The following is a 25,077-nucleotide window of genomic DNA, read 5'->3' on the forward strand; positions in this document are numbered from 1 at the left end:
TTATACTCCTATTTCCTCATTATTTTCTTTTCTCTTTTTATTAAAATAAAATTTTGTCCCAACCGCAGCAACAAGGATTAAAACTACAACTATAGCTATCCATACACCTGTAAAACTAGTTTTAACTTCTTTTTCTTCATCTTTGGAACTATCAACTTTTTTATCTTCGCTATTTGTATCTTTATTATCATTTTTATTTTTATCTTCTTTTCCATTTGAAAGTGGATTCTCCTCATCTCCAGCTCCAATTGTATCGCTTACAGAACTATCAGATTTGTTCTCATTTGAATTTTTATTACCTATATTTCCTTTATCTGTTTCATTATCATTTGAGTTGCCGTTATTTTTCTTTCCATCAGTTTCCTTGCCAGAACCTTCTTTACTTGGACTTTCATTAGATGGTTCCTCTTTTCCCGGCTCTTCTTTACTTGGATTTTCCTTTCCTGGTTCTTCTTTAGAAGGCTCTTCATCACCAGGATTTTCATTTCCAGCTTCTTCTTTATTAATTTTTATCAAACCATCAACTAAAGAACACTTTGAATTAAAATAATCACTAAAGAACATTTCTGCCTCTTCCTTAACAATTGTATAACCACTTCCTTCAGCTATTTTTAAACCTTTAGGATTACTATTTTCTGTTGTGATCCAAATCTCTGAATCCTTTAATTCTCCTGTAACTAATACTACTTTGTTATTTCCTACATTATCATTTTGAAGATACACATTATCCTTTATTTTTTTACTTTTATCTGAATTCACGCTATAGTTATCCTTTACAATAACAGTACCTTTAATATTTAACCTTGCATTATCTTGATCTATTATTGTATTTCCATTTTCCTCATAAGGTAAACAACGACCTGAAAGATAAATTCCTGCACCATGTCCCTTAGTATTATTTCCTTGATAATTCCAAACTACATTGTTTATTATACTTCCACCATATAAGTTAAAAGTGCTGTCTTCTGAAAGATATACCCCACCTCCAGAAACATTAGCAAAATTACTAGAAATTAGTCCACCAGTCATATTTACAATTGAACTCTTTGTTCTTATATGTAAGCCACCACCATTATTCCACTGTGAATTGTTCTTTGTAATTGCTCCACCTGCGAAGTTAAATCTTCCTCCTTCTATGTTGACACCGCCTCCGCTTCCACCTAATATTGCAGAGTTATTATGAATATTTCCTGCATTCATAGTAAAGCTAGATTTTTTCCCAACAACACTTACGCCTCCGCCATAGTAACTTACATTATAGGAAATATTTCCTCCATTCATAATAAAGCTGCCGTTGTTTATATAAACTCCACCACCTTTAATGGAATCATTATATCCTCCTGTTATTCTTCCACTTCCATCCTTTGATGAATCTTCTAAAATTAGTGTTCCTGCTACTTCTATAACATATCCATCTGTAAATGGATTATTATAATCTGAATTAGCTTTTCCTAAAAGATTACGATTGATAGTATATCCATTTAAGTCTATAGTTACTGTTTTATCTTTTGGTACCTTTAAAGCTATACTTGCAATTGTAGCAGTTGTACCGGTATAATGTATATCTTTCTTTAACTTTACACTTTCCCCCTTTGCAATGGCTTCTTTTAACTCTTCCCAATTCTTTGGTGACTTCATTTCTAAAGCCATTACTTTATTAACAGGAAGAAAAGTTAGTATAAATAATATTAATAATAGATTTAATAAAAACTTATTATGTTTTATTTTATATTTCATAACACAATCCCCCAATGTGCATATTTTTTATTATTATTACATAAAAGCTCATATCTTTTTTTATTTTGGAGTGAAATGTTATTTTTTAAGGATGAAAAGTTTAGTTTTTTATAAATATTTTGTTTTAGCTAGTACTTTCCAGTTTGTCTTTTATTGAAAAATAATGTTGATTTTTGTATAATGGAATTAAATTCTAATTGAAAGTGGTCTTAGATATGAATATAGCTATTTGTGATGATATGGAAGCTCATTTAACAACTACAAAAGAGATGATAGAAGAATGGAGTAAACTTAATAATATATCAATAAATGCACAATGCTTTAATAATGGTGATGATTTAATTGCTGCCCATCAAGAAAACCCTTCGACCTTATTATTCTTGATATTATCATGCCCCTTCTATCTGGAATTGATATAGCAAAAGAAATTAGAAATATAGATAAAATCACTAATATTATATTTCTTACGTCTTCCCCAGAATTTGCTCTTGCTTCTTATTCCGTAAGGGCCAATAATTATTTATTAAAACCTTTCACAGCTACTGAGCTTTTCAGAATACTAGATGATGTAGCTGAAATAATAATAAACTCTCAAAAATACATTATTGTAAAAGGAATAGATGCAACCTATAAAGTATTTTTAAGAGAAATTGAATATCTAGAAGCTCAAAATAAATATCTAATCATTAATCTATCAAACGGAAGTAATTTAAAAACAAAAGAGCCTTTATACTCTTTTAGCAATAAACTTCTATTGGAAGATGGCTTCTATAAATGCCATCGTAGTTTTTTAATAAATCTAAATAAAATAAAAAGTTTTACATCTAAAGATATTAAAATGCAATCTGGTGCCATTGTTCCTATTGCAAGAAGTGTTTCTAAAGTATTTGTTGATATTTATTTTTCTTTTAGCTTTAAAAATTAGATTGGAGATTCTATAATGACATCTTTTTTAAATTTGTTTTTGTTTGCAGTCCAACTAGTATTTGGAGTATTTGTTTCAGCATCCGTTCTTGATATAAAATTTAATAAAAAAAAATATATTAATACTTTTTATTGTCAGTTTCTTTTTATATGGTATTCAAGGAATTGTTTTTTTCACTTTTGATGGAGTTGCTGTACAACATAGTTATCCTATTATTACTCATCTTCCATTAATTTTATTTTTTGTTATATATTATAAACGTCATTTAATCTATTCTATTACGAGTGTTGCTCTTGCTTATTTTTGTTGCGGAATAGATGAATGGGTAGGAAGGTTCTTTGAAGCTATAACTGGCTCCCCTACCATATTTCTAATTTCTAGAATAATTTGTTCTATAATGGTTGGAATTATTTTTATAAGCTATGCAGGAAAATATGCTGCAAAGCTATTTTTACGCTCCAAAATTTCATCTATTACTTTTGGTATCATACCTATCGTATATTACTTTTTTGATTATATTACAACAACATATACAAACCTACTTTATAGTGGAAATCCTGTAGCTAGTGAATTTATGCCCTTTGTATGCTGTATTGGCTATTTAACCTTTATAATTTTTTATCTAAAAGAATATGAATTAAAATGTGATGCTGAACGTCGTGAGCAAATGATTCATTTTCAATATGAACATACTGCTAGCCAAATTGATGCTATTAGACATTCTGAATATGAAATGCAAATTCTTCGCCATGATCTTCGCCACATGCTGACTAATCTGGCAACATTAATGGACAACTATGACCTTGAAAAAAGCCGTGAATATTTAAATAAAATGCTTGATAAGGTTTCATCCATTAGAGTTCACCGTTATTGTGAAAATGAACTTATTAATGCTGTACTTTCATTTTATAATCATAAATGTAGTGAAACAGGTAATATTTCACTTCATATAGATGTAAAAATACCAAAAGACCTTTCATGTAATGATATGGAGTTTTCTTTTATTCTTTCCAATGGTTTAGAAAATGCTTATAATGCAGCATCTAAAAATGATAGTAAATCTACTATTTCAGTAAAGATATTAGTTGATGAAATGAACCATCTACTATTAACTATTAAAAATCCATTTAAAGAGAAACCTTCCTTTGTAAATAATCTTCCAACTACTTCTGCTCCTGGACATGGAATTGGAAGTCAAAGTATAAAATATTTAACTGAAAAAATGGGCGGTAGATGTCAATTTACTGCAGAAAATAATCTTTTTGTTTTAAGGGTTATAATTTAAAATGAGGCTATGTTTAATAATATTTTTAAATATATTTATCTACTAAAATGCCTCTCCAAATTAGTCTAATAATATAATTATGAACTCTATATTAATGTTTATTAAATATTACTGGATATTTTAATTTCAGTAATATTTTTCTTTATTTTTCTAGCTATCAATAGTTCCACAACAAGCCTTATTTTAGTTACAATGATTTTATACTTATTATTTTATTATATTTTAAAATATTTGCTTTAATACTATAATACCCTTCACCTAAATAGTATCTTTCATAATTCAACCTACTCTGAATTATATTATAATCACAGTTCTCCCAAATATCTTCTCTAAATATCTTAAAAGCATAATTGTAATTTATTATTAAACTTTTTTATTTCAAAAGTTCCTAACTTTAACCCCAAAATTATGTATCCTAATTCATCAATTGTTATATATAGATAAAAGCAATACAAGTCCTAAGATAAAAAAATTATATTACCCCCAACTAACATTATTATTGTACAAATAAAAATATTATAACTACTAAAAGACCTAAACTTAATTTATACTTCCCCAAATATAACTTAATCCATTTTTTAAATTAAATGGAGTGATTGTAAATTATTTTATTTTAATTACAAATATGTTGTTATACTTATTGTTATGCATTATACAATTATTTCTAGAAGAAAAACATCACCCTTGTTTTTTCTTTTTACCTTTCGGTAGTAATTTTATAATTAGATTAATTTATTCTTTCATAATTGCTTACTATACTAATTTTCATCCTTTAACTTCCTCTTCTAATATTGATTGAATTCTAATAATTTTTGATTATTTCCTAATACTATTATTGTATTACTATTTAGGAGGTAATCTTATGAAAAATGATAATAGAAGAACATATACAAAAGAAAATGGGCTAAGACATACAAATAAGACACAAAATCAAAGAGCAAATAATAGCTATAATTTCACTATTAAGGAACCTGAACTTAATGAAAGTGGAATAGAAGCAAAAAAAAGAGGATTTTAAAAAATAGGCTATGTTTTAATTAATATCTATATTAATTATAATAGTTAAATATAAATAAACTTATAAAACATAACCTAAATTTGTATTATGTAAAGCATAGAAAAAAATAAGTATTAGCTCATTTGAGTTAATACTTATTTTAATGCTAACTTATTAAATTATTTCCTTTTACCATTATTCATAGCATTAAGATACATAGCTAAAGATCTTAAATCGTTATTAATTGAATTGTTAGTGTTAGTATAATCTATTCCTGATGAGGTAAGCATACTCATCAATTTATCCATATCTACTGTAGCGCTTTTTCTTTTACTACTTGATTTTTTGCTTTGCTGATTATTAGGTGTATTCATACCACCCATAAACATATTTAGAAGAGGACCTAAACTACTTAATAAATTTCCACCATTCATACCACCCATTCCATTCATAAGAAATGAAAGAGGGTTATTCATCATATTTTGTCCAGCCATTGGATTGTTTTGCATTGGATTATTACCCATTTGTCCATTTCCCATTAGGCTTCCCATTAAATTGCCTAAATTAAGGTTTCCATTCATTGAATTGCCACCCATTTGATTTCCATTCATCTGGTTTCCACTCATTTGATTTCCACCTATCATAGAACTTAATAACATATTAAAAAGTGGATTTCCTCCAGCTTGACCACTCATCTGATTCCCAAAAGCCATATTGGGAATTCCACCATTCATATTAGGCATTCCGCTCCCCATTAAACCCTGGAGCAGCATATTTATCATTTCCATAAGATATCTCCTTTAAATTGTTCTTACTATATACATATTGCTGAAGGATTCTTTTGACACAATAATTTATAATATAAAAAAGGTATTATATAGATAGTAAATATCTATATAATACCTTTTAACTATATTATTTAAGTAATTGAACTATTTCTTCAAGCTTTTTACCACCAAAGTAAACTTTCTCATCATTTATTATTAATGCTGGAACACTCATTATTCTATGTTTATCCTTTATATCCTTAAAGTTTGATAAATCTAACATTTCTGTTTCAATGTTAGGGTTTTCTATAGCTATTCTTTGAGCTGCCATTACTACATCAGGGCAAACATGGCATGAAAGAGATACCCCAACTTTAATGTTAATTTTCTTATCAATTGACCTAATTTCATTTAGTAACTTTTCATCTATTGCTTGACCAGGACCAGCTAAATTATAAATTGCAATTATAAATGAATTTAATTCATGTCCCCCAGGAACTCCATGGAATTTCACTCCACTATAATTATTATCTTTATCTAGTAATGCTGCTACTGGATATTTATCTGCATTGATCTTAGCTTCCATTTCAGGATTTTCTCCCTTTTTATAAATTATTGCAGAAACTTTATCACTTAAGTCTGATATATCTAGAACTAGATCTCTTAATTCAATTGATTTTTTATTACTTTCATCCACTATTGAAACTAGGGAAATATTATTTTCTATCTTAGATAAAATAGCTTTTAATTGATTTCTTAATGCATCATTTAATAAATTGCTTTTTCCTGCTAAAGCTTTATTATCTATATTAACTTCTTCCTTCTTACTTTCTACTAGATTTTCCTCTGCCTCTTCTTCAACTATTCCAAGTCTTTCTTTTTCGGCAGTAATATATCTTTCAGCATCTGTTGCTGCAATGGCACCATCTGCCACTGCTGTTACTACTTGTCTTAATAACTTAGGTCTTAAATCACCGGCAGCATACACACCTTTAATATTAGTTTGCATATTTTCATTAGTTATAATATATCCGTATTGATCCATTTCTACTTTGCCTTTAAATATCTTTGTTTGTGGTTCATAGCCAACAAATACAAATATACCAAAAGTTCCATCTTCTTTAGGAGGGAAATATTCTGAAGTTTCTTTAGTAACATTATTAATTAATTTCACAGATCTTAAAAGATCATCTCCAACTGCTTCTACAACTTCAGTATTAAATCTTATTTCTATCTTTTTATTAGCTTTTACCTTATCACCTATAGATTTTGCACAAGTAAAGTCTGGTTCTCTCGCAATTATAATAACTTTTTTAGCAAATCTAGTTAAAAACATAGCTTCTTCTGCTGCAGCAAAACCCGCTCCTATTACAAGAACTTCTAAATCCTTAAAAAATTCTCCGTCACAAGTTGCACAATAAGCAACCCCTCTACCACCATATTCAATTTCCCCTGGAAAACCTAATTTTCTTGGTGAAGCACCAGTAGCTATAATTACAGCTCTGCTTTGAATCTCTCCCTTATTTGTTTTAATTACCTTTACATCAACAGTAAAATCAACGTCAATTACATCAGCTGTTTGAAACTTTACTCCAAAATTTTCAGCTTGAGTTCTCATAGCTGCTGTTAAATTAGGTCCAGTAGATTTTATAATACCAGGATAGTTTACAATTTCAGCTGTACTATTTATTTGACCACCAGTATGTTCCTTTTCAATTATTAAAGTTTTAAGCTTGGCTCTGCCTGCATATATACCTGCCGATAATCCTGCAGGTCCTCCACCTATTATAACCAAATCATATATCTTATTCATAAATTTCTCCTTTACTCCTAACAATATTATTAACTAATAATTATTATCCATTGCTATTTTTAAAAAAATAGCGAGTTTCCTCGCTATCTTTTGATTTATGTTTTTATATTATAACTTACCAACTAGGTCTAAACTTGGTACTAGAGTTTCTTCACCTGGTGTCCAGTTAGCTGGGCAAACTTGATCACCATGTTCTGCTACAAATTGAGCTGCTTGAACTTTTCTTAATAATTCTTCAGCATTTCTTCCGATGCCGTTTTGATGAACTTCGTAAGCTTGGATTTCTCCTTCTGGGTTAACTATGAATGTTCCTCTTAAAGCTAATCCTTCTTCTTCTATAAGAACATCAAACATTCTTGCTAATCTTCCAGTTGGATCTCCTAACATTGGATATTTAATTTTTGCAATTGTTTCACTTGCATCAGCCCATGCTTTATGAACAAAATGAGTATCTTCTGAAACTGAATATATTTCAGCACCAATCTTTTGGAATTCTTCATAGTGATCAGCTAAATCTCCTAATTCTGTTGGGCAAACAAATGTAAAATCAGCTGGATAGAAGAAGAATATTGACCATTTACCTAAAACATCTTCCTTTGTTACTTCCTTAAAGCTACCATTGTGATAAGCTTGAACTTTAAAATCTTCGATTTTCTTTCCTATTAATGACATAAAATTTCCTCCTTAATTATTAACAATTATTACTATGTATTAATAATAATTATTATTTAATAAAAAGTCAATATCTTTTCTAAAAATAATTGATAAAAATTATCAATTATTTTTACAACAATTGCTAATATTAAGTTATTTTTCTATAAAAAAAGAAGCTGCTAAGCTAACTCCCTTTTCTTATAAACTTATTCTTAATATCTTTTAATTGTTTCTTTGCTTTGGCTAACTATTTCTGTTTTACTAATTCGACATTCTAATAAAAAACTAGACTTTAATGTTTTTTAAGAAAAATATCATGTAGGAAAAACAAATTGGACAATTACTGCTATTCTAGTAATAACTTTTTGTATTATAAATTTTTTTATTTTCAATGGATTTAAAGTCCTAATGGAATTTCAGCAATTTGGATGGCTGAAATTTATTTTTCAACATATTTATTATCTTTTTGAAATTTCACTTGTAACACTTGCCCTAGTATTTTCCCAAAAAGCTGAAGAACTATGATTTAATAATAGAATTCCTTGGGGCGCTATTTCATTAGTATAACATGGGATTATCTCACGTATTTACCCAAGGAAACTTATTAGTGGGATTATATTGTTGCTTACTTGGTCTTCTATTCGGAACTGTATATCTTTTAGTAAAGAAAAATGTTTATGTTGCTTATTTTCTAATCTTTTTGATGTTTATATTGTAAAAAAGCTTGAAATCCCAAAACCTCAAGCTTTTCTACTATAACTGAAATCTGAAACTTGAAAACTGAAAACTGTATTCCGCTCCACACTGAGTTTTAGATTTTGTTTCTATCGCTTTTCTTCTTAAGCAACATATCTGTATTTAAGGTATTTTTCTCAACCTTTGATTTTTTCTCTGTCTTTTTATTCTTAGCAGGCTTCTTCTCTTCCTTTACCTTTTTACTATATTTTTCTTTAACCTCTTCTGTTACAAGAACCTTATCTTTAAGATTGCTTTCATATATTTTTTCTGATTTTTCTTTTTTCACTTTTATATTTTCTTTTCTTTTATTATCCTTATTTATTGTTTTTTTACCTTTAAGCTTTTTAAATAATACTCCAATGTCTAAGTTTAATCTTCTATAGGCTATATCTAACATAAATAGGAATATAGCTATTAATAATAAAGGAGTTGTTAGATTTATATCTTTATAATGTTTTTCTAACTTTCCTGTAAAAACTTCTTCTGGTGAATTTATAAAGGATCCATTTGTATCTTCTACTACTGCATCTAATTTATTTGCATTTAAATTAAACTTGTATTCATCAGAATACTGCATTGCAAATCCACCCTTATAGTTGCTTTTTACTTCTCCATTAAGTTCTTCTCTTATATTAAAGTTATAAAAACCTATTGTTTCTAAAGGTATTTCTGCAGAATATTTTCCCGGCTCAACTTGAGTTAATTCAAATTCTCCTTCCTCTCCATTCTCTCCATTATATATTCCTATAACTCTTCCATCTTTATCTACATTATCATTATAAAATTCTACAACAGCCTTATTGCCTTCTTGATATATATTTAAAGTACCTTCACCCTCATATTTAGGTATTGTATAATAAACCATGTTTTTTATAAGCTGTGGACCATATTCCCAGGTTAAATAATTTCTACTCCACTGTCCATTTATATCAGAAGTAAAACTTACTGTTCTTCCAATACCATATTCCATAGCAGCTAGAACGGGTTCATCATGGTTAGAGCTTAAAATTTCAACAGCATTTTCTTTAATGGAAGTGCCTATATATCCAAGTAAACTTGGTATTCCCTCTGAAGTTTTAACTCCTGATAGAATCTCATGAGCACTTAATATTTTGGGAGTAAATTCTTCGTTTATTATATAAGTTCCAGCTGATAATAAAACTTCCTTTGCAAATATTCTTGGAATATCAGTATATATATCTGTATAATAGCTTCTTCCCTTTCCTATAGAAGCTAAATTATTTAAAAGCTCTGCATTTGCACCTTCTCCAACTGCCACTGTTGATAAGGTAATGTTATCACTATTAAACTTATTTAGTAAATCATAATAATTATCTAAGTTATATCCATCTTGACCGTCTGTTAATAATATTGTATGTTTTATTTTAGCTGAGCTTTGACTCTGAATATTATAGCCCTCTTCTAAAGCTGGATATATTGAAGTTCCTCCCCTTATCTGAATACCCGAAATTAGTCCTTCAACTTCCTCCTTATTTGTAAGCTTTTGAAGGGGAACCACTATATCATAAGTATCATCAAAGGCAATTACTGAAATCTCATCTATTTCCCTTAAATTTTCTAAAGCTTTAATTGCAGCCTCTTTTGCTAAAGTAAGTTTACTTACTCCTCCACCTTCAGCAGACATACTTCCTGATTTGTCTATAATTAAGTTTATACTTATTGAAGGAACTTCATTTTTTCCCCTTTTATCCATATAAACTGGAAGAACTTTTTCTAAATTAGTATCTTTATATCCTCCAAGGGCATAGGCATCTTCTCCTCCAAAGCTAACAACTCCTCCACCATAATCCTTAACATAAGTTTCTAAATTATCTACAAATCCTTTTGCTAAATCATCTATATGAACATTGTTTAAAATTACAGTTTTATATTCTAAAAATTCGTTTAAAGTTGATGGAGCAGAAGCAGGTCCTATTTTCTTTACATTAGCTCCAGACCTTGTAAGTATCTCTTCTATGGCTTGAGAATCTCCATTTATTCCATTAATTAATAAAATATAAGGTTTATCAGTTACATTAGTAAAAGTTATTCCTTCGTTATTTACTTTTATTTGATCATCAGCTGCTTCTATTAATACTCTATAACTTTTGAAGCCTCCAGAATGTTGCTGATCCTTAAAAACAAAGGAATTTGTCCCCTTTTGTATTTTTACATTTTGTTCGCCAACTTTATTTCTTCCAGAAAATAAGGTTAATTTTGCATCTGTTACATAATTTGATTTTATATCTATAGAAACAGAAAATTCCTCTCCTACTGATATATTATCCGGAACAGATATATTATCTACGTAAACTTCATTTCCCTTCTTTTCAGAAATTTTATAAACCTTAAGATCTATATTTTCTTGATTTATAATTGGAATAGATTTTAAAATATCACCTTTATTTTCTTCTCCATCTGTTAATAAGACTATCCTTTTGGCACTACTCTTTTCAAAAATAGCTAAAGCACTTTCTATTGCATTTTCTATATTTGTAGCTGTAACTATTGGTCTTTCCCCAAGGGTCTCATAAATCTTTTTTCTGTTTAAGCCCTTATCTAATTTTGAATTATCTCCAAATAATATAACAGCTGATTTATTACCCTTTGGTATATTTTCTATTGCCTGGGAAATAAAATCTTTTCCTGCCTCTTCAAAGCCCTCTACACTTTCAGAAAGATCAAGTAAAAATACCGTTGATATATTTCTCCCTTTTATGCTTAAAGTTATTTCTCCAAAAGCTAAAATTAACAATATAAAAATTACAATTCTACTAATAAGAACTTTAAATTCATTTTTTGAAAAGGGTCTATATTTTTTATAATTATAGTAAATAAAGGCAAAAATAATTGGTATTAATATTAAAAAGTACAAATTTCCTATTTCTATCTTCATTTTATTGCCTCCTAATTACCTTTCTTATACATAGACCACTCTAAAGCTACTATACCAATTGCCATTAAAATAAATATTGGACTTAAATTAAATCCTTTTTTAAGCTCAATTTCTTTAATCTTATTATTCATTTCACCAATACTTCCTTTACTGGTATCACTTTCGCTTTCAGATGGATAATTTATTGAAAATAGTTCTTTTTCTTTTTCACTTTCTATTTTATAAACACCAAGCTGCATTTTACCCTTTATTTCTTCTCCAGATTTTATTTCAAAAGTTTCCTTATTAGGAGTTATTACAGTCATTTCACTATTTAAATTGTTATTATTAACTATAATTTTTTCTCCATATTTATAATTACTCTTACCAGTCATTCCATTGGAAATTAAATTTTCTCCAAGTTCATAAATCAATATTGGAAATTCTTTTTTTAATACAAAATCACTATTATGAAGATCAAAGGATAAGGCTGCAATATTTCTATTATTTATAGTTCCTTTAAATCCAATTGATACTTCATCTACATTAATAAAACTTCTTCCATAGTAAGGCACATCAATTTCATTGTACTTTGCTAAAGTAAAGGTTACGGCCTCTAAATAATTAGATACTTCTCCCCTTACAGCTTTTGCTTCACTCCCTTGTCCCCCTTCTAATACTTTAAAATATTCATTAGAACTTGGATTAATAAACAATATACTTCCGCTGGAAGGCATTGTAGTAGGAGTTACATTATCAAATACATATAAATCATAATTATCACTGCTGCTTAAATTTGATAAACTGTTTGTTTTATAAACTTCAGAATTTCTAATATTGCTAAGAGCCCTTTCTAAAAATAAGTTTTGTTCTGTTACTAATAAAATTTTATTTAGTTTCTTATTTCCAAGAACATGATAATAAATATTATCTTCTTCTAATAAATCATGCCTTGAAAGCTCTCCCTTTAATACTTCATTATCTATTGCAGGAATATCAAAAGTTAAAGTTTTATTCTCCCCTACATTTAAGTTTAAAGTTTCAACTGCTATAAGCTTATCACCATCATATAAAGAAAAATCTCCTTCGTAAGCTTCACTTCCTCTATTAGTTACTGTTGCTATTACCTTTATTTTATCTTCTAAATATTTATGGGAAATATTATCGATAGATCCGTTTAAACCAGTATTACCTAAAGCTACTACTGTGCCATTTAAATCTCCCAAGGATATTTCCTTATCAGTAAATAAAATAACTTCATAATCTTCTTCTATGCTTTGACCAATTGCCTTTATAAAATTTATAGAATCGCTTATATCTCCTTGATAATAACTCTTTTCTATGCTTTCAATAGACTTTATTATTTTATCCTTGTTAATTTCCTCTTTTTGAAGAATTTTTGGACTGTTATCATAGCTTATTATAAAGGTATTAGTCTCTTCCTTTATAGAATTTATTAATTCCTTAGCTAATCTTTTTGCTTCTTCTAACCTTGTGCTATTACCGTATGTAATATTCATACTGGCAGTATTATCAATTACTAAAATAATATTCTTGTAACTCTTTCCTCCAAAGTTTAAAAAGGGCTTCATTAAAGAGAAAATCAAAGCTAAAATCGCTAATATTTGCAATAAGAGCATAATATTTTTTCTAAACTTTTCCCAAGGTGTATTAGCCCTTGTATTTTTATAAACTTCACTCCAAAGAAGAGTTGAAGAAAATACCTCTTCCCTATACTTCCTTTTTAAAATATAAAGCAGTATTAAAAGAGGAATTGTAATTAATAAAAATAAGGGCCATAAAGCTGTAAATCCCATGAACTCCCTCCTAATACAATACTCTTTTCTTTGAAAGTTCACCTAATATAACTTCTTCAATTTCCATAGATGAATTTACACTAATAAACTTTCCATTATATTTTTTTACTAAATTTTCTATAGATTTTTTATATGAGTAAAGTGTTTTTTCGTATTCCTTAATTAAATTAGGAGTAAGACTTATTTTTATATTTTCATTTGTTTCAGAATCTATCAGGGTTATTTCACCATTTAGTTCCGGCTTTATTTCTTCAAGTGCTAAAACTTGTATTAAAATTATTTCCTGCTTTTTAAATGCTAGATATTTTAAAGCTTCTTCTAAGTCCTTTAATCCTAAATTATCGAGAAAATCGGATACTACAATAGACACTCCCTTATTTTTTATTGGTCTCTTTCTTATACTTTGAGTTAAGCTGGTTGTTCCATCAAAGCTTATATTTTCTAAATCTTTTATTATCCTTTGAAATGCTCTGCTTCCTGAAATTTCCTTTAAAACTTGTATATTTCCACTATCTAAAAGATTAATATTTACCCTATCTAAATTATTTAAGGCCACGTAACTTAATGCTGCCACAATCTTTAGGGCCATATTTTTTTTATTTTCTTTCCCATAGTCCATAGATTTGCTTGTATCTAAGAAAAAATTAAATATTCCTTCCCTCTCCTCCATAAAAACTTTAATAAAGAATTTATCAAATCTTCCATAGGCATTCCAGTCTATTCTTCTAAAGTCATCTCCATGCATATATTCTCTGTAATCAGAAAATTCTACTGAAACTCCCTTTGCTTTTGATTTTCTACCACCTTGAGTTCCTGAGGACAATTTTAAATTAATACTTAAGTTAATTTTGTTTAATTTAGAAAAGAAATCTTCATTAAATATTCTTTCAGCCATGATTACACAACCTTTAACTCTTCTATGACTTTATCTATAATGTCATCTGTACTAAGATTTTCACTAATAGAATCAAAATTTAAAATAAGTCTATGTCTTAAAATAGGCTTTGCAAGAGTTTGTATATCTTCAAAAGCTACATTTAATCTTCCTTCCATAACAGCCCTTACCTTTGAAGCAGCAATTATTCCTTGTCCTGCTCTAGGACTTGCTCCTGCTTCCACATATTTTTTAACTATTTCTGGACTATCATCTAGCTCAGGATGAGTTGCTAAAATTAACTTTAATGCATATTCCTGTACTGAATCTGCTATTTTAACTTCCCTTATTATATTTCTTATTTTTAATATTTCTTCTCCTTCTAAAAGCTTTTCTATAATTGGTGTATTATTAGTTAAAGTTATATTCATAATTTCTTTAAGCTCTTCTAAATTTGGAAAATCTACATAAAGCTTGAATAGAAATCTATCTAACTGAGCTTCTGGAAGGGGATATGTCCCTTCCTGTTCAATAGGGTTTTGAGTTGCTAAAACCATAAAGGGTTTATCCATTTCGTAAGTTGTTTTGCCTACTGTTACTGTTTTTTCTCCCATAGCTTCAAGTAAGGCTGATTGAGTTTTAGGAGTTGCTCTATTTATTTCGTCAGCTAAAAGCAAGTTTGTAAAAACTGGCCCTCTTTCAAATTTAAATAGAGTATTATCTCCCTCTTTAACAATTATATTAGTACCTACTACATCAGCTGGCATTAAATCTGGAGTGAACTGTATTCTTGAGAACTTTAGATTTAAAACCTTAGCTATTGTTTTTACTAATTGAGTTTTACCCATACCAGGCATGCCTTCAAGCAAAACATTGCCATCAGAAAAAATAGCAATTATAACATTTCTGATAATTTCTTTTTGTCCGATTATACCTTTACTTATTTCTTTTTCACATAATCTTATTTTTTCTGAAACTTCTAATATATCTTTTTCATTTATCGTCATAATTCCACCTTCTAATTTAACCCTTCAAAATAATTTTTTATTATATCCTTTAAACTTTCTGGAAGATTACTATTATTCGTTCCTTCTAAAGCACTATTTGTATAATCTCCAATTACTTTTTCATAATCTACTTTACTTCCATCTAAATTAAAACCATTTTTACTTTCAACAGTTTGAGAATTACCATTTTGATTTTTATTTCCAGTTAAATTTTCATCATTTCCGCCCTTTCTTCCTGGTATAAAAACCTTTTCCCCTGTCTTATTATCTATATCATTTTCCTTTCCTTCAGAACTTCCCATATTCCAGCCTTGGCCTCCACCAGAACCTTGCCCTGGTTGTTGTCCATTACCATTACCGTTGCCATTTCCATCTCCTTGGCCTTCACCATCTCCATCTCCATTACCATTTCCCTCGCCTTGACTTTCGCCATTATTTCCTTCATCCCCTTGATTTCCACCCTGATTATTGCTGCCTTCATTCCCTTCATTATCATTACTGCTGCTTCCATCAGCATCTTTTTGAGTATTTTCTATAGCTTCTTTCAAATCATCTTCATCAAGTTCACCATTTAAAACTGATTTTGATGCTTCTTCAAGGGATTTTTTCAAATCTTCATCATCTACTGAGTTAGCTGCTTTGGCCAAGGATTTTGATAAAGCATTTAATTCGCTGCTGCTCATATCCTTTAATGAAGACTTTAAATTTGCAAGAGCCTTTTCTAATTTTTCCTTATCACCAGATAAAATAGCTTCCGATAAATCTTTCATTGCTTTGTTTTTGATAAGCTCATTTGTAAGCCTATTTATATCATTTCTTGCATTTTCTTGTTTTTCTTTATTGTATTCCTCTAATAAATTTTTCCTTGTATTTTTAATAGCTTCCTTACTTTTTTCATTGTCCTTATTTTTTTCAGCTTCTTTAAGCTTTAATTCCATTCTCTCTAAAACTTTATCTAATTCTTTTTTGTCTTTACTATCTTTAATTTCCTTTTTTGCATCTTCTAATATTTTTTTAAGCTCTTCTTTTTCTTCTTTACTTAGTTCTTTTATTTTTTCAATATTCTTTTTTTCTTCCTCAACCTTTTTAACAAAGTCCTCCTGAGTTTTATCAAATTTACGAATTATATCTGCTTCCTTAGCCGCTTCAGTCTTTATTGTTGTAGTTAATAAACATAGACATATAACTCCTAAAACTAATAAAAGCTGTTTTTTATCAATTTTAATTTTAAGCTTTTCTTTTAAATTAAAATTTTTAATATGCTTTAATGTATCTTCTTTTTGAGCTCTAGAAATATTATCATCTTCATTAATAAGCTCTAAAGAAGTTATAAGTCTTTCTTTTAAGCCCTTAGAATCTACGATTAAAGCAACCTTTTTATTATTTGGACTTAAATAAAATCCAACAATTAAAATTGCAATTAAACCAAATAATCCAATAAAAGAACTTACTTTATAAACCCCTGGAAAAATAATGAATAATGATAAAAGAAGTAGACTTAAAACTAAGGATAGCAGATATTTTATAGCTACTAATCCAAAGTTTAATATAAATTCTGCCTTTATCCTTCTAGATGCTTTTTTTATAAAGCTTAAAATTTCTTTATTCAAAGAATTCATTCCTTTACTCCTTTAATTTCTTACTTTTTCTTTTAACTCTTTCTTTTTTTAAAGGATTTAACTTTACAGAAGCAAGATATAAAAATATAGCTGAAAGTACTAATTGTATACCAATAGAAATATATTCTGTATATGATGAAATACCACTATATTGGAAAAAATAAAATATTGTCTCTCTTGCTCCTAATTGATTTGATAATAAACTAATAAAACCTGTAACAGGACTTAAATAGATAATTGGATTTACTTTAATATTGGGATTCATATAATTATTTCTCATTGAAAACATAAATAAAATATAAGCAATTATAAGAATTCCAATATAGATAAATAATACTAAAAAATATGTTATTGTAGTTGAAACCTTTGAGGTTTTTGCATAAGTAGAAATAAGCATTCCTATAGCTCCTACAAAGATTGTATTAACAATGAAAAATCCAGCAAGTTCCAATATATTTACTATGCTTACCCCACCAATCAATGAACATATTCCATAGAGGGGAATAGTACAGATAATTAACATCACTACTTTAAGTGAAGAAGAAAGTAACTTTCCTATTATTATTTGAAATGGAGTTAATTTTGTAGATAACAATATATCTAATGTTTGTTTTTCCCTTTCTGATGATATTGCACTTGATGTTAATGAGGGAACCATAAATATTAAGAATATAGCTTGAACTATAGACATTAAAACATATAAGGTTGTAGTTGACTGCATATACAACCCATTTACATATATTTCGCTGGTAAAGCTTTTATAATATAAAACTACTCCAATTGAAACTACAACTATATAGAAAAATAACATTAAAGTAAATCTTTTGTTTCTTACAGTAATTTTCGCCTCATTTCTAAGAACTGGATTGATTCTCATTATTTTTCCCCTCCTTCACTACTTTTTTCTGTTATTTGTATAAACACATCTTCTAAATTTCCAGCAGCCTTAGTAAAGCTTATTACAGGTATATCTTTAACTACTAAAGATTTCAATAAATTCTTAGCTTCAATATCTCCTCCTATAATACTTACATTTATTTTATTTTCATCTGCTGAGATATTCTTTACATTTGGAGCTTCTTTTATTATTTTTATTGCTCTATCAATTTCATCAATAACAGTTATAGTTACTGGTGCAGAACCTCTTGCTAGTAGACTAACCTCGTCAACTGTACCTTGGCAGACCATCTTGCCATTTTGAATTATTCCCACTTTTGAACATATTTCACCTAATTCAGATAATATATGAGAAGATATTATTATTGTTTTACCCATGGATTTTAAATTTTTTAATATTCCTTTCATTTCATATCTAGACTTTGGATCCATCCCAGAAGCCGGCTCATCTAAAATTAATAGTTCTGGATTGTGAACTAAACATCTTGCTAGACATAACCTTTGCTTCATACCTCTGGATAATCCATCTACATATGCATCATATTTATCTGAAAGATTTACAAGCTCTAATAAATCCATTGATAATTTTTTTGCTTCTTCCCCTACAATTCCATATATAGAAGCATAAAATTCTAAATACTCTATTGCCATTAAGTTATCATATACCCCAAAAAAGTCTGGCATATATCCTATTTTTTCTTTAAGAAGCTTATTTTCCTTTATAGCATCTATTCCATCAACATAAACCTCACCACTATCTGGGGATAAAAGACCTGATACAATCTTCATTGTAGTACTTTTTCCAGCTCCATTTGGACCAATAAAACCAAATATTTCTCCCTTTTCTATCTCTAAATTTACTCCTTTTAATGCTTTAAATTTACCGTAGGATTTTTCAAGGTTCTTTATTACTAACATTATTTTTCCCTCCCCGTTACAGTGATTACAGGCATTCCTGTTTCTCCTTTATTCTCATTTATGGTTAATTTTATCTTTAAAGTATTATTTTCTAAATAATCATTAAGGTTATTTAGTTTTTCTGCTTTTGTACCAATAACAAACTTTTCATATTCACCAGTTTTATGATTGTAAACATAGGAATCTAAAGTACTTTGCATATAATCATAGACCTGAATATTTCTTAGTCCTATTTCTGTAATTTCAAGATTACTATCAATATTATAATTTATAAAAACATCACCAGCACCATAAAAAGAATTAGTTTGATTTTGATAATAAACATTTGAAGTGTAGGAATCCACTATTCCTTTAAAATATCCTTCTGGATAAGAAATAATTCCATCCTTTTTTACTAAATTCAAATCTACATCTTGTACTATTAAAGTGCTATCAAATTTAGAAACTGATTTATTATCAAAATTTAATTCATAGTCTATTGGCATATCTGTAATTCCTATAAGCTTATAGCCCTCAAGATTTAATTCATAAGAAGCAACTTGAAATAATGTAGAATTTCTTATTATATTTTTGAACTCTTCTCCACTTGTATCACCTTTTGAATTAAATCTAGTATTATAATATTTTTCAGCTAAGCTTCCTCCATAACCTTCTAATCCATATGCAACTTTTACGTTTAAATTTTCTATAGTCTTTTCTTCATCTTTTTTTAAGCTTCCAATCTCCCATATGCTATTATTTGATAGGAAAATTAAATTTCTTATATCATAACCAAGGGTATTTTTAATTGTTCCACTTAATTTATTACCATCTACAAAAAGATTATTTTCTATTCTATTAAATACTTGATTATTACTAGTAATTTTAAAAGATTTTATTTCCAATGCACTATTATTGGCTAGTGAAAACTTTTTATTATTTCCCTCATAAACAGTTTTTAACCTTAAAACTTCTTTTTTAGTATCTTCCTCTGGATACATATAATAATCAGTATTTATAGGAGTAAGAGAAAGGTTTAATGGATTATTTATCTCTAAATTATTTCTATACTTAGTTCCTATTCCTAAATATCCTAGCACTGATGATGTACTATCTTTATTTATATGAACTATATTGTTTTGATTTAATACAACATCTTTAACTCTAGTAGAAGAGCCAACAATAAAGATGATTATTGTAAAAACAATTGAAGTAGCTGGCACAAAAATCCATGTTAAATCTCTCTTATTTAACTTTTTTAAAATATAATATAATACAAAACCTATAACAATTGCATATATGGCAACTATAATAACTATTGTTTCAAAACTTACTATTTTTTCAATAGGAACTGTAGTAGTAATTTGACTTGTTCCATAATAACCAGGACCCATTTTGCCATTATTATTTCCAACTAATCTTTTTTCAGACTTTTCTAAAATAACCTTAATAAATTCACTTGCCTTTGATGATGATATAAATGGTTCTAGTCCTAAATCAAAGGAAGTTATTATTATCTCTCCTTTATCCCTCTTAATAGAATAAGCTAATGGAATATTATTAGCTTCAAGTATAACTTCTCCGCCTTCTATTACTAATGTTGAATTAATAAGATTTATGTTTTCTCCAAAAAGATTTATACTTTCCTCTTTATAACCATTAGAGGTTATATTTAAAAATTCTTTATTAATATTTTTTATAGTTTTTCCTTCATTAGCACCTGCAGATATTATTAAGGTACCACCATTGCTTACCCATTTGCTTAATGCATCATAATGCTCTTTTTTGAAATTTCCTAAATTATAATTATTTATCAATATAATATCTAATCCATCTATATTTAAATAATTATCAAAAATAATATTTTCATCTAAATTTACATTTTCAATTGTCGTTGTAAAACCATAAGTTTTCATGTTTCCTTGATATATAACATTACTTATATATCCTAAAGCACTTCTATCTTCACTTAAAATTCCAAGTAAAAAATTATTATCATTGATTCTTCCCTTTGAAACCAATGCGCTTTTGGAAAATACAGTATTCTTCCCCTTGTTTAGATTAACCTTTATCTTAGCAGAATTTTCAGGAACAATAATAGGTATTGTTACCTTTTCACTTTTCCCTTTATTTACTGATATAGATTTAATAAAAGCATCGTATTTTCCAACTTCATTAGTGTCAGTTCTAATTTCAACCTCCCCAACAAAATCCTCCTGTTTACTTGTAACTTCAACTTGAACAGGAATATATTTATTAGCTTTAAACTTTCCATCTATTCCATAACTTATTTTTATTTCAAAACTCTCATCCTTTACATCAGCTTTAATAATATTTATATTTAATAATATTAAAGTTAATATAAATAAAAAAGTAGTTAATATCCTTTTCCTAAATAAATTCCCCATTATTATTCCTCCTCTAAATTTACATATTTTCCTATTTTTATATTGATAGTATACCGAATTCTAATAAATAACATCTTAATAATTTCTTAAGATTATATTATTTTAGAAAAGTTATAAAAAAACTCTTTACTATAAATCATCAAGCCTATAGTAAAGAGTCATTTACAAATCTATATTTATAATTTTCTATTCTCTGTAAATTATCCTAAATTGTACATTTTACATTATGAATTTTGAATTGCGCTATTTATTTACAACACTTTCGCTCTATCTATTATGTTCTTATTATAATCTATAACCTTATGTTCATATTCTTCATCCATATATTTAGAATTTATAATAAAATCCGCAGTAGCAACATTGTTTGCAATTGGAATATCATAAACCTGTGCAATTCTTAACAGTGCTTTTACATCAGGATCATGAGGCTGAGCTAATAATGGATCTGAAAAGAATACTACAAAGTCAATATCTCCTTCAACAATTTTTGCCCCTACTTGTTGATCTCCACCTAAAGGTCCACTGCTATATCCTTTTACATCTAAATTTGTTCTCTCAGATATCATTCTTGCAGTTGTACCTGTTCCACAAAGATTATGCTTTTCTAAAATACTTTTATTTCTATCGCACCATTGTATTATTTCTTCTTTTTTACCATCATGAGCAATTAAAGCTATATTTTTTCTTTTTTTAATTGTTCTCAGCATATAGTTATTTCCCAAATAAATCACCCCTCATATCTATTATACAAGAATAAGCTCCCTAGGACAACGTTTACTATAATAGCAAAAAAAGTTCTTTTCTAAAAATAGAATAGAACTTTTTTAAATAACTTATAAAAGTTATCTTATCAAGATATTACTTTTATATGACTTTTTATCATTTCTTTAATACTAAATCTATTATTTAAAGGCTTTATTTCTCTTAAGTTTCCTTCGTAAATTATCTTTCCATTAACCTTTAATAAATCCTGTGGCTTGACTAGATTTCTTGGCATATTTAAATCTACTATTCCACTTTCCTTCAAAATATAATATACAAATTCTGAGCATAAAAATCTATTTTCTATTGTTACAGGCTTATTTAATAGATTGTATATTAATCCTCTGTAATTATATTTATATTTGTCACTATTATTAATAAAGCCTTCTAATAATGTTTTTGCCTTTTCATACTGCTCCTTTGATACTTCAACTTCAATTATTGTACCAGGCAAAATTTCATTAAATCTATATATTCCTTCATTTATATCTTCCTTTTTAAACCTTCCTATAAAAGGATTATAAGTATTCCTTCTAGCAAAACTATACATATTATCAAGTTCCTTGTCTAAAGAAATTGCTGCATGTGTATATTCATCATTTGTCATCATATGAATAAGATTTGATATTGCAGTATTTGTTCTTGTTAACACTATATATAAATAATTTTTACCCATAATTAATCCCCCGTAGTTATATTATCTAAATATCTGCCCTTATGGCATTAAAGTTTTGTATCCCCTTTGAAGGATAAGTTATTGTTATCTGTCCTTATTTATATACTTATTATGAACTATGGAACTTAAATGCTAATGAAGGAATTCTTAAGAAAATCTTAAAAATTTAATTATTTTCAATAAAATCAAACTTATCATTATGTATCAATAATAATTAAGCATATTCTTTATTCTTTTTCAATATTATTCTACTACTAAATACCCCTATAATAAAGCCTAAAAATGCTGGTAATAGCCAGCCAAATCCATAATTAAAAGCTGGAATATATAAATGAGCAAATTCTATAAGTTCTTTTATAATTGTGTTTCCTTTTAAATTATCTGGTAATGCTTGTAATAAATCAAAAATAGCTGCAATAAAAGTAAATCCAGTTGTCCAACTATAAATATATTTATCTTTACCTATTACTGGATTTAATAAAGCTAATAATATTAAAGTGATTGCTAAAGGATAAAGGAACATTAAAACAGGTATAGATAACTGAATTATATTAGTTAATCCAAAATTAGCAATTGTAAATGAAAATAAAGTAAATATAATTGCATAGCTTCTATAAGAAATTGAATTAGAGAATAATTTACTAAACATTTCAGAACATGAAGTTATTAAACCTATTGCAGTTTTTAAACAAGCAGCTGTTACAATTCCTGCTAGTAATACTTGACCTATGATTCCAAAATAATGATTGCTAACCATAGACAAAATAATCCCACCATTATCTGCACTACTAACACTACCTAAACTTGTTACTCCTAAATATGCTAAGGAAGAATAAATGATTGCCATTCCTACACTAGCAACAATTCCTGATTTACAAGTTTCTAAAGCGATCGAATTAGAATTCTTTATACCTAATTTTTTAACATTTGAAACTATAACTATTGCAAAAGCTAAAGAAGCTAAAGCATCCATTGTATTATAACCATCTAATATACCAGTAAATAATGGCTTAGATATGTAGTTTCCTTGAGCCGCAAAAGAACTTGCTTCTCCCATTGGATTAACAAATACAGCTATTAATAAAATTGATAATAATACTAAAAATATTGGATTAAGATATTTACCAATCCAATCTATAATTCTTCCTGGTCTTAAGGAATAGTAAAGAGTTAATGCAAAAAATATCAAAGAAAATAATAATAATGCTATTTTTATATATTCTTCAGATATAAAAGGGCGAATTCCAACTTCAAAAGCTACAGTAGCTGTACGAGGAATTGCAAATAAAGGTCCAATTGTTAAATATAAGGCACAGGTAAAAAAGGTTGAATACCAAGAACTAACAGGTTTAGCCATATCATATAAACTTTCACTCTTCGATATTGCTGAAGCTATAATTCCTAACATAGGCAGTCCTACCCCTGTTAATAAAAATCCAATTGTTGCTGACAAAGTATTACTTCCAGCTAATTGCCCCATTTGTACTGGAAAAATTAAATTGCCTGCTCCAAAAAATAATCCAAATAGTAAGGATCCTACAAGTAAATTTTGCTTAATTGTTAATTTTTCTCTCATTTTACAGCCTCCTTTGTTATTTTTTACATTATAATATAAATATTTTCTTTAGTAAAATATTTTTTATATATTAAGAATAGAAAAAATAAGGGCTACCCTGAGGAGCCCTTATTTTATCTGTCTTTAATTAAATCTTTTACTTTCATTAATCTAGTTAAGTTTGATCTTTCATTCTCATCAAGCTTCATTCTAATATACCTAATAGTTTCTTCTAAAGAAGGAATTGTCATATATTCTAAAGCATTTACCCTTCTTCTTGTTTTTTCTATTTCATCAGACATTAATTGAGTTGACTTTTCTACTTCTGCCAGTTCTAAAAGTTTTGGTAAGATATTATATAATTTTGCTATAGAATCATCTAGTTCAGATGATGTATTTGCAAAACCATATGGATAAATGCTTCCTTCCTCATCTTCAAGCTGCCTCTTAAAAGTCATTTTAGGAACATTAACACTCATTATGTTCTTTCTTTCAACTTCAACTGATATGCTTTCCTTTGGATAAACAATTGCTTCTTCTAGAAATTCTGAGCTCATTACTGCTCTAGCCATAACAAAATTTTTAAGGGAGGCTTGAAGCTCTGCTTCTACCTCTTTCCTTAATTCATTGTTATACTTTATAAGATTTATAAACTGCCTCATAAGCTCATCTTGCTTATCTTTTAACAGCTTATGCCCTCTTTTGGCAGTTGCCAGTCTCTTCTTTAAACCAGACAACTCCATTCTATTGGGATTGACGTTTAATCTAGCCATG

The 25,077-nt window shown here is 28.0% G+C and carries 20 protein-coding genes; 4 read left to right on the plus strand and 16 right to left on the minus strand.

What is annotated here, in order from left to right; all coding sequences use genetic code 11:
- A complete protein-coding gene (locus tag BEN51_RS14110; protein ID WP_119865871.1) occupies positions 1–1,737 on the minus strand; it encodes an ICP22 family protein in 1,737 nt (578 codons plus the stop codon).
- A gap of 215 nt (positions 1,738–1,952) precedes the next feature.
- Between BEN51_RS14110 and BEN51_RS09720 the strand changes: the two genes are divergently transcribed.
- The 4 genes from BEN51_RS09720 to BEN51_RS13845 all read left to right on the plus strand — a co-directional run bounded on the left by BEN51_RS09720 (position 1,953) and on the right by BEN51_RS13845 (position 4,965).
- Positions 1,953–2,156: a response regulator gene (locus BEN51_RS09720; protein WP_119865872.1), complete on the plus strand. Its 204-nt coding sequence runs from the start codon at positions 1,953–1,955 to the stop codon at positions 2,154–2,156.
- Entirely contained in the window at positions 2,129–2,662 is a 534-nt protein-coding gene (locus tag BEN51_RS09725; protein ID WP_119865873.1) for a LytR/AlgR family response regulator transcription factor, read from the plus strand. The genes BEN51_RS09720 and BEN51_RS09725 overlap by 28 nt, the downstream gene beginning before the upstream one ends.
- 397 nt (positions 2,663–3,059) lie before the next feature.
- Positions 3,060–3,947, plus strand: a complete 888-nt coding sequence (locus BEN51_RS09730; protein ID WP_119865874.1) for a sensor histidine kinase — start codon at positions 3,060–3,062, stop codon at positions 3,945–3,947.
- Between the two features lie 862 nt (positions 3,948–4,809).
- Positions 4,810–4,965 carry a hypothetical protein gene (locus tag BEN51_RS13845; RefSeq protein ID WP_164704103.1) on the plus strand — a complete coding sequence of 52 codons (156 nt, stop codon included), beginning with the start codon at positions 4,810–4,812 and terminating at the stop codon, positions 4,963–4,965.
- Between the two features lie 158 nt (positions 4,966–5,123).
- On the opposite strand, the gene BEN51_RS09735 is transcribed toward BEN51_RS13845, so the two are convergent.
- The 15 genes from BEN51_RS09735 to BEN51_RS09805 all read right to left on the minus strand — a co-directional run bounded on the left by BEN51_RS09735 (position 5,124) and on the right by BEN51_RS09805 (position 25,076).
- Positions 5,124–5,732 carry a hypothetical protein gene (locus tag BEN51_RS09735; RefSeq protein ID WP_207652766.1) on the minus strand — a complete coding sequence of 203 codons (609 nt, stop codon included), beginning with the start codon at positions 5,730–5,732 and terminating at the stop codon, positions 5,124–5,126.
- 127 nt (positions 5,733–5,859) lie between these two features.
- Positions 5,860–7,524, minus strand: coding sequence for an FAD-dependent oxidoreductase (locus tag BEN51_RS09740; RefSeq protein ID WP_119865875.1), 1,665 nt, complete (start codon positions 7,522–7,524; stop codon positions 5,860–5,862).
- Positions 7,525–7,632: 108 nt separating this feature from the next.
- Positions 7,633–8,196 carry an alkyl hydroperoxide reductase subunit C gene (gene ahpC / locus BEN51_RS09745; RefSeq protein WP_119865876.1) on the minus strand — a complete coding sequence of 188 codons (564 nt, stop codon included), beginning with the start codon at positions 8,194–8,196 and terminating at the stop codon, positions 7,633–7,635.
- 793 nt (positions 8,197–8,989) lie between these two features.
- On the minus strand, positions 8,990–11,812 hold the full coding sequence (locus tag BEN51_RS09750; RefSeq protein WP_119865877.1) for a VWA domain-containing protein: 2,823 nt from the start codon (positions 11,810–11,812) through the stop codon (positions 8,990–8,992).
- 11 nt (positions 11,813–11,823) lie between these two features.
- Entirely contained in the window at positions 11,824–13,608 is a 1,785-nt protein-coding gene (locus BEN51_RS09755; RefSeq protein WP_119865878.1) for a vWA domain-containing protein, read from the minus strand.
- A 10-nt stretch (positions 13,609–13,618) separates the two neighbouring features.
- Entirely contained in the window at positions 13,619–14,503 is an 885-nt protein-coding gene (locus BEN51_RS09760; protein WP_119865879.1) for a DUF58 domain-containing protein, read from the minus strand.
- Positions 14,504–14,505: 2 nt separating this feature from the next.
- On the minus strand, positions 14,506–15,489 hold the full coding sequence (locus BEN51_RS09765) for an AAA family ATPase (RefSeq protein ID WP_119865880.1): 984 nt from the start codon (positions 15,487–15,489) through the stop codon (positions 14,506–14,508).
- Between the two features lie 11 nt (positions 15,490–15,500).
- Entirely contained in the window at positions 15,501–17,108 is a 1,608-nt protein-coding gene (locus BEN51_RS13925) for a pectinesterase (protein ID WP_119865881.1), read from the minus strand.
- A gap of 4 nt (positions 17,109–17,112) precedes the next feature.
- Positions 17,113–17,985: an ABC transporter permease gene (locus BEN51_RS09775; protein WP_119865882.1), complete on the minus strand. Its 873-nt coding sequence runs from the start codon at positions 17,983–17,985 to the stop codon at positions 17,113–17,115.
- Positions 17,985–18,923 carry an ABC transporter ATP-binding protein gene (locus tag BEN51_RS09780; protein WP_119865883.1) on the minus strand — a complete coding sequence of 313 codons (939 nt, stop codon included), beginning with the start codon at positions 18,921–18,923 and terminating at the stop codon, positions 17,985–17,987. Before BEN51_RS09780 ends, BEN51_RS09775 begins: the two co-directional genes overlap by 1 nt.
- The gene (locus BEN51_RS09785) at positions 18,923–21,310 is read right to left on the minus strand and encodes a hypothetical protein (RefSeq protein WP_119865884.1); all 2,388 of its coding nucleotides are present in this window, start codon (positions 21,308–21,310) and stop codon (positions 18,923–18,925) included. The genes BEN51_RS09780 and BEN51_RS09785 overlap by 1 nt, the downstream gene beginning before the upstream one ends.
- A gap of 251 nt (positions 21,311–21,561) precedes the next feature.
- Positions 21,562–22,017, minus strand: coding sequence for a methylglyoxal synthase (locus BEN51_RS09790; protein WP_119866610.1), 456 nt, complete (start codon positions 22,015–22,017; stop codon positions 21,562–21,564).
- A 143-nt stretch (positions 22,018–22,160) separates the two neighbouring features.
- On the minus strand, positions 22,161–22,748 hold the full coding sequence (locus BEN51_RS09795; protein WP_119865885.1) for a hypothetical protein: 588 nt from the start codon (positions 22,746–22,748) through the stop codon (positions 22,161–22,163).
- A 214-nt stretch (positions 22,749–22,962) separates the two neighbouring features.
- On the minus strand, positions 22,963–24,324 hold the full coding sequence (brnQ, locus tag BEN51_RS09800) for a branched-chain amino acid transport system II carrier protein (protein ID WP_119865886.1): 1,362 nt from the start codon (positions 24,322–24,324) through the stop codon (positions 22,963–22,965).
- A gap of 113 nt (positions 24,325–24,437) precedes the next feature.
- The gene (locus BEN51_RS09805) at positions 24,438–25,076 is read right to left on the minus strand and encodes a V-type ATP synthase subunit D (RefSeq protein WP_119865887.1); all 639 of its coding nucleotides are present in this window, start codon (positions 25,074–25,076) and stop codon (positions 24,438–24,440) included.
- Position 25,077 lies beyond the last annotated feature (1 nt).

The sequence above is a fragment of the Clostridium isatidis genome (assembly GCF_002285495.1).
Taxonomy (GTDB): domain Bacteria; phylum Bacillota; class Clostridia; order Clostridiales; family Clostridiaceae; genus Clostridium; species Clostridium isatidis.

Bases quoted from the DNA above. Each gene is read 5' to 3' on its own strand.
- BEN51_RS14110 (WP_119865871.1), bottom strand. From the start codon at position 1,737: ATGAAATATAAAATAAAACATAATAAGTTTTTATTAAATCTATTATTA.
- BEN51_RS09720 (WP_119865872.1), top strand. From the start codon at position 1,953: ATGAATATAGCTATTTGTGATGATATGGAAGCTCATTTAACAACTACA.
- BEN51_RS09725 (WP_119865873.1), top strand. From the start codon at position 2,129: ATGCCCCTTCTATCTGGAATTGATATAGCAAAAGAAATTAGAAATATA.
- BEN51_RS09730 (WP_119865874.1), top strand. From the start codon at position 3,060: ATGGTTGGAATTATTTTTATAAGCTATGCAGGAAAATATGCTGCAAAG.
- BEN51_RS13845 (WP_164704103.1), top strand. From the start codon at position 4,810: ATGAAAAATGATAATAGAAGAACATATACAAAAGAAAATGGGCTAAGA.
- BEN51_RS09735 (WP_207652766.1), bottom strand. From the start codon at position 5,732: ATGGAAATGATAAATATGCTGCTCCAGGGTTTAATGGGGAGCGGAATG.
- BEN51_RS09740 (WP_119865875.1), bottom strand. From the start codon at position 7,524: ATGAATAAGATATATGATTTGGTTATAATAGGTGGAGGACCTGCAGGA.
- ahpC (WP_119865876.1), bottom strand. From the start codon at position 8,196: ATGTCATTAATAGGAAAGAAAATCGAAGATTTTAAAGTTCAAGCTTAT.
- BEN51_RS09750 (WP_119865877.1), bottom strand. From the start codon at position 11,812: ATGAAGATAGAAATAGGAAATTTGTACTTTTTAATATTAATACCAATT.
- BEN51_RS09755 (WP_119865878.1), bottom strand. From the start codon at position 13,608: ATGGGATTTACAGCTTTATGGCCCTTATTTTTATTAATTACAATTCCT.
- BEN51_RS09760 (WP_119865879.1), bottom strand. From the start codon at position 14,503: ATGGCTGAAAGAATATTTAATGAAGATTTCTTTTCTAAATTAAACAAA.
- BEN51_RS09765 (WP_119865880.1), bottom strand. From the start codon at position 15,489: ATGACGATAAATGAAAAAGATATATTAGAAGTTTCAGAAAAAATAAGA.
- BEN51_RS13925 (WP_119865881.1), bottom strand. From the start codon at position 17,108: ATGAATTCTTTGAATAAAGAAATTTTAAGCTTTATAAAAAAAGCATCT.
- BEN51_RS09775 (WP_119865882.1), bottom strand. From the start codon at position 17,985: ATGAGAATCAATCCAGTTCTTAGAAATGAGGCGAAAATTACTGTAAGA.
- BEN51_RS09780 (WP_119865883.1), bottom strand. From the start codon at position 18,923: ATGTTAGTAATAAAGAACCTTGAAAAATCCTACGGTAAATTTAAAGCA.
- BEN51_RS09785 (WP_119865884.1), bottom strand. From the start codon at position 21,310: ATGGGGAATTTATTTAGGAAAAGGATATTAACTACTTTTTTATTTATA.
- BEN51_RS09790 (WP_119866610.1), bottom strand. From the start codon at position 22,017: ATGCTGAGAACAATTAAAAAAAGAAAAAATATAGCTTTAATTGCTCAT.
- BEN51_RS09795 (WP_119865885.1), bottom strand. From the start codon at position 22,748: ATGGGTAAAAATTATTTATATATAGTGTTAACAAGAACAAATACTGCA.
- brnQ (WP_119865886.1), bottom strand. From the start codon at position 24,324: ATGAGAGAAAAATTAACAATTAAGCAAAATTTACTTGTAGGATCCTTA.
- BEN51_RS09805 (WP_119865887.1), bottom strand. From the start codon at position 25,076: ATGGCTAGATTAAACGTCAATCCCAATAGAATGGAGTTGTCTGGTTTA.